The sequence below is a fragment of the Pseudomonas sp. SMSB3 genome, assembly GCF_052041965.1.
Classification (GTDB): Bacteria; Pseudomonadota; Gammaproteobacteria; order Pseudomonadales; family Pseudomonadaceae; genus Aquipseudomonas.
In genome coordinates, this window is sequence record NZ_JBKGGV010000028.1 from 1 (window position 1) to 9,888 (window position 9,888).

At 61.2% G+C, this 9,888-nt stretch carries 5 protein-coding genes; 2 read left to right on the forward strand and 3 right to left on the reverse strand.

The genetic code is table 11. The annotated features are described in order from the left end of the window. Positions 1-53: 53 nt before the first annotated feature. The gene (locus ACLEJW_RS23060) at positions 54-743 is read right to left on the reverse strand and encodes a GntR family transcriptional regulator (RefSeq protein ID WP_440778311.1); all 690 of its coding nucleotides are present in this window, start codon (positions 741-743) and stop codon (positions 54-56) included. Between the two features lie 269 nt (positions 744-1,012). Here ACLEJW_RS23060 and lapG point away from each other — a divergent pair, with 269 nt between their 5' ends. Next, entirely contained in the window at positions 1,013-1,705 is a 693-nt protein-coding gene (gene lapG, locus ACLEJW_RS23065; RefSeq protein ID WP_440778308.1) for a cysteine protease LapG, read from the forward strand. A 10-nt stretch (positions 1,706-1,715) separates the two neighbouring features. Then, the gene (lapD, locus tag ACLEJW_RS23070) at positions 1,716-3,659 is read left to right on the forward strand and encodes a cyclic di-GMP receptor LapD (protein ID WP_440778309.1); all 1,944 of its coding nucleotides are present in this window, start codon (positions 1,716-1,718) and stop codon (positions 3,657-3,659) included. Positions 3,660-3,661: 2 nt separating this feature from the next. On the opposite strand, the gene ACLEJW_RS23075 is transcribed toward lapD, so the two are convergent. Further along, on the reverse strand, positions 3,662-4,003 hold the full coding sequence (locus ACLEJW_RS23075; protein ID WP_145193598.1) for a tryptophan synthase subunit beta: 342 nt from the start codon (positions 4,001-4,003) through the stop codon (positions 3,662-3,664). 79 nt (positions 4,004-4,082) lie between these two features. Beyond that, positions 4,083-9,888: immunoglobulin-like domain-containing protein (locus tag ACLEJW_RS23080; RefSeq protein WP_440778310.1), on the reverse strand; the 5,806-nt coding region annotated here is incomplete at its 5' end.

The window sequence follows — 9,888 nt, forward strand, 5'->3', positions numbered from 1 at the left end:
AATAAAAAGCCCCTGTCTGCGTTGCAGACAGGGGCTTTTCTTTTTTCAGGTCTCTATCGTGACAGTTGTTTGTCCAGGTACGCCCTGATCACGCGTGATGCGCTGTTCAGGTGCTGCTCCAAGACTTTCACGGCCTCACCCACGTTCATCTCGGCAGCTGCATCGACCAACGCGTTATGGTCGTCCTGCGTCAGCTTGCCAAGCCCCATCGAAGAAAGATGAAACCGCAGAAAGCGCTCTTCCTCGTTCAGCTCGTTCTCAATCAGGCGCAGCAGTTTCTGATTGGGCGCCTTGCTATACAACGCCATGTGAAACAGCCGATTGAGGCGGCCGATCTCTGCATGGCGGGTTTCGTTTTCCAGCTGGTGAATGAAACTGCGCGCGCTGCAGATGTCATTGTCATCGAGCAGTGGAATCGATTGGCGCAAAGCCTCGGTCTCAAGCAATACCCGTAAGGCATAGGTGTCGACCGCATCTTCACCGATCAACGGCGCGACGACAGCGCCCTTGTGCATCTCCACCTTCAAAAGCCCTTGAGCCTCCAGCTGCCGCAGCGCCTCACGCACAGGCATGCGGCTGACGCCATACAGATCGGCGATCTCTTGCTGGCGTACAGCTGTTCCTGGTGGCAGACGCCCATCAAGAATGACACTGCGCAAGCGTTCCTCGATCACCCCCCGGGCAAGATGGGCGGGTAGCTGTTCATTCGCCAGAACATTGCTGAGTTTAATTTTCTCGGCCAAGCGGAGTGTGCCTCGACGACAATAGGTTGGATCCAATGACACTAGTGATACCACCGGACTGTTGTCAAACCCGCACTGCGTGCAGCCGATGTATCAAGTGGCGGATAGGGTGGAGGAGTTTGCGCGGTAAAGGAAGGTACACTCACAAAGCGCTAACGACAAAGCGATAACCGGCTGGAGATCTGCGTCGTGATCGCCCATTGCCATTGTCTTTTGCATGGCCAGACCGCACCATCGCTGCTCTGGACTGATCTCAACAGGGCCGCGCAGTGGCGATATCCTGGCCGCTCAAAACCGTCGCTCGTCATCTCTGCCTCGCCTTGCTGCTTGGCGGCGCGATGCTGGGCGCGCTGAAGGCCGATTGGGACTTTGCCGAGATCAGCCGAAAGTCCGCTGCATTATACGGCCCGCTAGGCGCCGGCAAACCCCGAATCGATGCCTGGCAGGCCCTGATGGCAACGCAAAGCCAAGGCTCGGAGCTGCAGCGTCTGCAAGTGGTCAATCGTTTCTTCAATCAGCAACTGCGCTACGTCGAGGACATCGACCTGTGGGGCGAAGTCGACTACTGGGCAACGCCTATCCAGGCGCTCCTGAAAGGCGCGGGAGACTGTGAAGACTACGCCATCGCCAAATACTTCAGCTTGCGGCGCATGGGCATACCCGCAGAGAAACTGCGCATCACCTACGTCAAAGCCTTGCGCCAGAACCGCGCGCACATGGTCCTGACCTATTATTCATCCCCACAGGCGCAACCCCTGGTTCTCGATAGCCTGATGGACGCGATCAAGCCTGCGAGCCAGCGCACCGACCTGCTGCCGGTGTACGCCTTCAATGGTGAGGGCTTGTGGCTGACAGGCGCTGCCGGTAATAAAAAGGTGGGCGATACCAAGCGCCTGTCGCGCTGGCAGGACTTGCTGAAGAAAATGCAGGCCGAAGGGTTCCCGGCCGAACCGGTCTACTGAAGGAGCACGGATGTCACTGTTCAAACAACTGCTGTTGGCCATTTGTCTGTTCCTGGTGATCGCCTTCACCGGCAGCTTCATGGTCAGTCTGGAAAGCTCGCGTAGCCAGTACGTCAATCAACTGCGCTCGCACGCCCAGGATGCAGCCACGGCACTGGCACTGTCGCTGACGCCCAGTATCGATGACCCAGCCATGGTCGAGCTACTGGTCAGCTCGATCTTCGACAGCGGCTATTACGCCAGCATCAAGGTCGTCGATCTGCAAAGTAACGACGTCATGGTCGAGCGCAAGGCCGAGCCAGACCCCGGCGGCGTGCCGGCCTGGTTCATCCACCTGATCGGACTCGAGCCTGCAGGCGGCGATGCCATCGTCAGCCGCGGCTGGCAGCAGGCTGCGCGCGTCGAAGTCATCAGCCATCCGATGTTCGCCATCGGCAAGCTCTGGCAGAGCGCCTTGGGCAGCCTCGGCTGGTTGTTGCTCTGTGGTGCTGCGAGCGCAGGCCTGGGCGCCTTGTTGCTCCGGCGGCAGTTGCGCCCGCTGGAAGCCATGGTCGAGCAGTCGCATGCCATCGCCCGGCGAGAGTTCATCAGCCTGCCTGAGCCGCGCACGCCGGAACTGCGGCGCGTCGTGCGGGCCATGAACCAGATGGTGGAAAAGCTCAAGGCGCTGTTCACCGAACAAGCCGAGCGCAGTGAGCGGCTGCACAGCGAGTCTTACCAGGACAGCCTGACGGGCCTGTCGAACCGGCGTTATTTCGAGATGCAACTCAACGCGCGTGTCAGCAACCTCGAGGAAGCACGTGCGGGCTACCTGCTACTGCTGCGCGTGCAGGGTCTGGCGGGGCTCAATGCGCGCCTCGGAGGCCAGCGCACCGACCAACTGCTGCAGGCCGTCGGTGAACAACTGCGGCGCACGTGCGCCAGTTTTCCCGAAACCAACGATCTGATCTCGCGCAGCCGCGGTGGTGAGTTCGCGGTGCTAGCGCCCGGCATGGTCCACGAAGACGCCGTGCGCCTTGCCCAGGCACTGGAGGCAGCGTTGCTCAGCCTGCATGAGACCGGTGCCAGCGACATCTCTCCGGTTGCCTGTATCGGTCTAGCGCCATTCAGTCCGGGGGATGCCCCCCAAGCGCTGCTCAAACTGGCTGACGAAGCCCTGGCACGCGCCGAGAACCAGCCCACCCCCGGTTGGGTATGCCTGGAGCAGGGCGCTGCTGCCATTGCCGGCGATAGCCAGCACGAATGGCACACGCGTCTGGAAGCCGCGTTCAACAATGGACGCTTCGAGCTGTTCTTGCAGCCGGTAGTCAATGCCCAGACAACCACCGAAGTCCTGCACTACAAGGTGATTTCCCGGCTGTTGGATGATCACGGCAATGCCCTGCCTGCCGGCCGCTTTCTACCCTGGCTGGAGCGATTTGGCTGGATGGCCCGCCTGGACGTGCTGGTTCTGGAGAAAGTCCTTGAACGGCTGCGCAGCCACGATCAGGTACTGGCGCTCAACTTGTCGGCGGCCACGCTGGCCGACGCCAGATCGCTACACCGCATCTATGAACTGCTGAGCCAGAACACGGCGCTAGGCCCGCGCTTGATCTTCGAGATTGGCGAAGAGCAATTGCCTGCTCAAGCCACCCTGGAGCAGGTGACACGTCGCTTGCATGGACTGGGTTTTGCCCTGGCGCTGCAGCGCTTCGGTGGACGCTTCAGCATGATCGGCAACCTCAGCCACCTGGGGCTGGCCTATCTCAAAATCGACGGCAGCTACATCCGCAGTATCGACCAGGAGCAGCACAAGCGCCTGTTCATCGAAGCCATCCAGCGTGCAGCGCACAGCATCGATTTGCCGCTGATCGCGGAACGGGTGGAAACCGAAGGCGAGCGACAGGTGCTGGTTGAAATGGGCATTGAGGGTATCCAGGGCCGGCTGTCTGGAGAGCCGGCGCCGTGGCGCTGAATTCAGATCAGTCCGCTCTCCTGCTCATCTTCGATGAGGTTGTTGAGACTCCCCAGCGCCTTGCGCGCCGTCGAACGATTGAGCAGCTTGGCCTGTGCCCCGGCAGGTAGGTCGGTGATGCTGATGACCCCTTTGGTGGTCAGCACCTCGATCAAGTCTTCGAGCACCCGGATCATGTCCAGGTCGCTCTGCTTGAGCTGCTTGAGGCTGTTCTCGACCACATCGTCGGCAAACCAATCCTGGATCTCGGCATGGTCGGCGGGCAGCATTTCGGTGTATTCGGCGTAGGGTGCGGCTTCCACGCGCGCCAACTGCCCCTCGTCGTCGCGTTGCACATAGAACATGGCGTTCATCCTCGTCACATTGCATCCTCGGCACTGGCTAGGCGCAGCATAGGCAAGATTGCCCGGCTGCGCCTGCCTGTCAGGTATTGTTGTTGTCGATCTTGATGGTTGGGTCGGCACCGCTGATCAACGAATTGATCGAGGTATTCGACCAGTTCACGCCTTCCAGCTTGATCGACACGTCGGCATTGGCCAGGCCGCCGCTGGCGTTGAGTTTGCCCTCGGTGCTGATCTGCAAGGTCGAGTCGCTGCCCACGGTGGTGATCTTCAGATAGTTGTCGATGGTGGTGCCGCGTTCGCCCTGCAGCAGGTCGCTGAGGTCGAGGCGGTCGCCTTCGCTGAACTTGAAGTCCTTGATCACGTCCTGGCCCGTGTCGCCGGCTTTCCAGACGAATGTGTCGGCGCCCGTGCCACCGGTGAGGATGTCGTTGCCCTTGCCGCCGATCAGCGTGTCGTTGCCAGCGCCGCCAAACAGCAGGTCGTTGCCTTCACCGCCGAGCAACGTGTCGTTGCCCATGCCTCCCAGGAGGATGTCATTGCCCTTGCCGCCATCGATATAGTCATTTCCGCCCTGGCCGAAGATGATGTCGTTACCGCCACCCCCCAGCAAAGTATCGGCGCCGTCATTGGCGCGCGACATGTCGAACTCGGTGTAATGCTCGCTGATGTACTGGTGCATGATCTTGGCGTCGACAGCGCTGGCCTCCACGCCCAGCTTGGTCGCGACGAAAGCTTGCACGGCTTCGATACCGCTGCCGGGAATGGAATCGAAGCTCACCAGGTCACCGAAGATGATGTCGTGTCCATCGCCGCCGTCAATCCTGTCGGCGCCAGCGATCGTCGCGTCGGTATGGCCCAGGATGGCATCGGCCAGCTTGGTGGCATCGACATTGGTCTGCGGCACACCGTCGGTGTCGAACGGTTTCAGGTCGCTGGAACTGATATCGGTACCGATCCCGACCGCTTCCACCGCTGACAGTGCCGCGAGCAGGGCGAAGCTCGAGGTGGCGTTGCTCAATGTATCACTTGTGGTGCTGCTGCCAGTGCCGGCACGGGTCGACAGCTCGTAGCCGCCATTGCCCTCAGCGCGAATGTTGCCGGTCGTCACGGCGCTCCATTTATAACTGAAGCTCAAGAGGTCGAAGCTGCGGGTTTCGGCCGTCAGCTTGCCGCTGCTGTCGATCGAAACCCGGTTGTTGGTATCGAGCTGATAATTGCTGACGGTATCGCCCATCTTGTAGCTGATATTGCTGAGCAAGGTATCGAGCTTGACGGTGCTGTTGGCCAGGGTCGGGTTGGTCTGCTCGCCGGTCTGGAAATACGTCGGCTGGCCGTCGGTCAGGAAGAACGTCTGGTTGGAGCCGGTGACCCCGGCGCTCTTGAGATTCTGGAACCAGTTGGCCGTGGTCTTGAAGGCGTCTTCATAGTTGGTGCCACCCTCGGCACTCAGGGTGCCCAGGCTGCCTAGCAAGGTCTTCAGGCCGGCATCGTTGAGGGTGACCGCGACCGAGCTCTTGACCTGGGTGGCGAAGTCCACCAACAGCACATTGACCGTACCGACGGCGCCGGTCTTGGCGTTGGCCAGGAGCGTCTGGAACACGGTGGCCAACGACACTTTGGTCGCCTCGATTCCGTTGGTACCCATACTGCCCGAGGTGTCGACGATGAAGGCCAGGTTGTAGTTCTGCCCAGCGGTCATGTGCAGGCCGGCAGTGTCGGCGATGATGATGTCGTCGCCAAAGGTGCCGCTTGCCGTGTCGCCAGCCGTGGTCAAGGTCGCCACGCTGTAGCTGTCGGGGTAGACCGTGACCTTGAGGGTGCCCTCGGTCATGGCGTAGCTGCCGCCAACCGATTCGGTGGAAGTCGAGGTGACCTTCACATCGAACTGCCCGCTGTAGTAGGCCGGAGGTTTGATCGTCAGGCTGCTCAACGTCCAGCCACTGACATCCACCGCGCTGACACCGACCGTCGCACTGTGCCCGGCGCTGTCGCTGATCACCGAGCCTGCCGGGATCCCGGCCAGCTTGACGCTTAGCGTTTCGGAGCCGTCCGTATCGGTCAAGCCACTGTTGATGCCCGCCAGCTTGACGCTGCCGTTTTCCGGCCCCTCGTTGAGCTTGTAGCCGTCGTAGTAACCCTGGCCACCGCTGCCGTGCAGGTCGGACAACGTGACACCAGCGTTGGCCAGGGCAGTGGCGTTCGGATACATCGCGATGGCGGTGCTGTTGAAGTCGCCGACCGCGCCGCTGCCGACCTTGATGTTGACGTCGTAGCTGCCAGGCCCTGACTGGTTGGCGTGGTAGATCTCGAGCGTGTAATAGCCATTGGCGGTAGGGGTAAAGGTGCCGGCGACGCTGCCACCAGCGCCCCAGGTCGCCGTCACCACCGTCTTGCCGCCGATGGTTACCAACAGGCTATCGTCGGCGCTGCCGCTGAAGGTGTAGGTCTTGCCAGCCTCCAGATAGACCAGGCCAGACGTCTTCGATCCACTTTGGCCGGCAACCGAGGCGTCGGATTGCACATTGGTGGTGGTTTCCGAGCGGGTGGCGGCGCCCGAGTTGGTGAACACCGTCTTCAGTGCGTCGCCGGTGATACCGTTGCCGTTGGTGCCAAGGCCGGTAAGGGTGGTCCAGGTCTCCTTGGTCAGGCCAAGGGAATTGATGTTGTTGCTGGCGATGCTCAAGGTCGGGGCGTCGGCCACTGGCGTGATGTCGACCTTCAGCGTTGCCTCGCTGCCCGGCGTCACGCCATCGGTAGGCTTGTACTTGATCTGCGCATAATCGGCCTGCTTGTTGCCCACGCCGCTACCGCCATAGCCATCGGCACCGGACTGGTTGGCCAAGGGCACGAACTTCAGCTTGCCGGCGGTGATATCCGCCTGGCTCACGGTCTGGTTTAGTGCAACGTTCACCCACGTGCTGCCGTTGTTGTACTGCAAGGTGCCGAGGGACGGGAGTTGGGTGAAGGTAACGCCCAGGCTGGACGTCGGGCTGTCCACATCGCTGACGTTGAAGCTGGCCCAGTTCAGCACTAGGGCAGTGTCTTCAACACCGGTCACTGCGCCGCCGGCAGACACGGGCGCATCGTTGACGGCAACTACGTTGACGGTGGTGGTCGCCGTATTGGACACATTGACCCCGTCGGTCACTGTCACCGTGATGACGCGCGGCGTAGTGCTCGGGTCTTCGCTGGTGTTGACGAAGGTGATGTTCTTGATCGCCTGCATGTAGTCGGCCAGCGAAGCGTTGCCGCTGAGTGCCAACACGACCTTGCCTTCGCTGACGGTCGAACTGATGCTGATGCCATTGACCGGGCTACCCAGGTTCAGCGCATCGCCTGGCTGCCGGTTGGTCAGGGTCACCGTGGCGCCGGCAAGCTGGCTGCTGTCGAAATCGGTGATGGAAATATCCAGGTCACTGATCGAGTTACCGCTGCCGTTCTCGATGAAGGTGGTCTGGAAGTCGGCACCGGTCTTGCCGCTCGAATCATTGCCGTCCAGGTCCAGCACGGGCGCCGGCTCGAACAGCTGGGTGGTGATGCTGCCCGCGCTCGCGTTGACGGTCAGCGCTTCAAAATTGCCGCCGGTGGCCGAATCGATCTTGATGGTGAACTGTTCGGTGCCTTCGGTGATGTTGTCCTTGAGGGTCGGGATGCTGAACGTGGCCTGGCTGCTGTTGGCCTTGATGGTCACGCTAGCCACGCCGGTGTAATCGACGCCGTTGGTTGCAGTGCCGCTGTAGCTCAGCTTGACCACCACATCGGTCTGCGCCGGGTTGCTCAAGGTCAGGGTGTAGCTGGCGCTGTTGCCCTCGGCCACGCTGGCCGCGCCGCTGATACCCAGGGTAGTCGGCGTCAGCGTGTCGGTCACCGTGGTCACTGCGGGTGCCGGGTTCACCGCGAGGTTCTCGAAATTGCCGCCGCTGGCACCCGTGATCGTGGCGCTGAGCGTAGTCGCACCGATGTACACGTCGTCGGCGGGTGCAAGCACGCTGATGCTGCCTGAGGACTGATTGGCGCCGATGGAAATGGTCTGGCCATTGCTCAGGGTGACGGTCACGGCGGTTTGCGCTGGGTTCGTCAGGCTCGCGGTGTAAACGATCTGGCCGCCCTCGGCGACGCTGGGTGTGGCGCTCAAGGTAACAGTGGTGGTGTCTTGCACATCGTTGACGCTGGTGCTGAGTACCGTCTTGTCTGCCACTAGGTTTTCGTAGCTGCCACCGGAGACACTGCTGATGCCGGTGTTAACGGCGGCATGGCCTTGGTAGACATCGTTGGTCACGCTGGTCGTCGTGGTGCCACTGCTTTGGCCAACCGGGATAGTGATGGTCTGGCCGTTGGTGAGCGTGACAATCACAGGCGTCACTGTGACGGGCGCGCTGACGCTGGCGGTATAGAGGATGGTGCCGCCCTCGGCCACCGATGGCGTCGCGGTCAGGCTTACCGTCGTGGTGTCCTGAACATCGGTCACCGCAGTACTGACGCTGGCGGTATTGGCTACCAGCTTCTCGTAATTGCCACCGGAGACAGCGGTGATGCTGTTCGAGACGGCGGCATGGCCCAGATACACATCGTTGCTGACCGCAGTGGTGACGGTGCCTGCGCTTTGACCCACTGGAATGGTAATGGTCTGGCCGTTTGCCAGCCTCACCACCACTGCGCTGCCTGTGACCGGCGCATCCACGCTGGCGGTATAGGTCACGCTGCCACCTTCGGCCACCGTCGGTGTGGCGCTGAGGGTTACGGTGGTGGTGTCCTGCACGTCTGTAACCGCAGTATTGACCAGTGTCTTGTTGGCAACCAGGTTCTCGAAGTTGCCGCCACTGACGCTGCTGATGCTGTTGGTGACAGCGGCATGGCCTTGGTACACGTCATTGGATACAGCAGCAGTGGCAGTACCCGAGGTTTGCCCGACCGCAATGGTGATGATTTGCCCGTTGCTCAGGTTTACCACCACTGGAGTGCCAGTCACCGCGGCACTGACCGTTGCGGTATAGACGATGGTGCCGCCCTCGGCCACAGATGGGGTCGCGGTTAGCGTCACAGTCGAAGTATCGATGGTGTCAGTGACGCTGGTCACCGCAGCGGTGCTGTTGATCGCCAGGTTTTCGAAGTTGCCGCCGGTTGCATTGGTGATACGCGCGCTGACCTGACCGGCGTCGATGTACGGGTCATCGCCAGGTGCAGCGACACTTACGCTGCCAGTCGTTTGATTGGCGCCGATGGTGATGCTCTGGCCATTGCTCAGGGTGACGGTGACTGGCGACTGAGCGGCGTTGCTCAGGGTGGCGGTATAGACGATCTGCCCGCCCTCAGCGACGGTTTGCGTGCCCGACAGGGAAACCGTGGTGGTGTCTTGCACGTCAGTGACTGCGGTGCTAACCACGCCTTTGTCGGCGACCAAGTTCTCGTAGTTGCCGCCAGACACGTTAGTGATGCTATTGGTGACGGCCGCATGCCCCTGATAGACATCATTGCTAACGGCGCCGGTTGCAGTGCCCGAGCTCTGTCCGACCGGAATGGTGATGATTTGCCCATTGGCCAAGGTCACCAGGACCGGACTGCCAGTGACCGGAGCGCTGACGCTGGCGGTGTAGATGACGGTTCCACCCTCGGCCACAGACGGTGTGGCGGTCAGCGTCACAGTCGAAGTGTCGATGGTGTCAGTGACGCTGGTCACCGCAGCGGTGCTGTTGATCGCCAAGTTTTCGAAGTTGCCGCCGGTTGCATTAGTGATACGCGCGCTGACCTGACCGGCATCGATGTATGGATCGTCGCCAGGCGCAGCGACGGTGACGCTGCCTGTAGTCTGGTTCGCGCCGATGGTAATGGACTGGCCATTGCTCAGCGTTACGGTAACGGGTGACTGAGCGGAGTTGGTCAGGGTG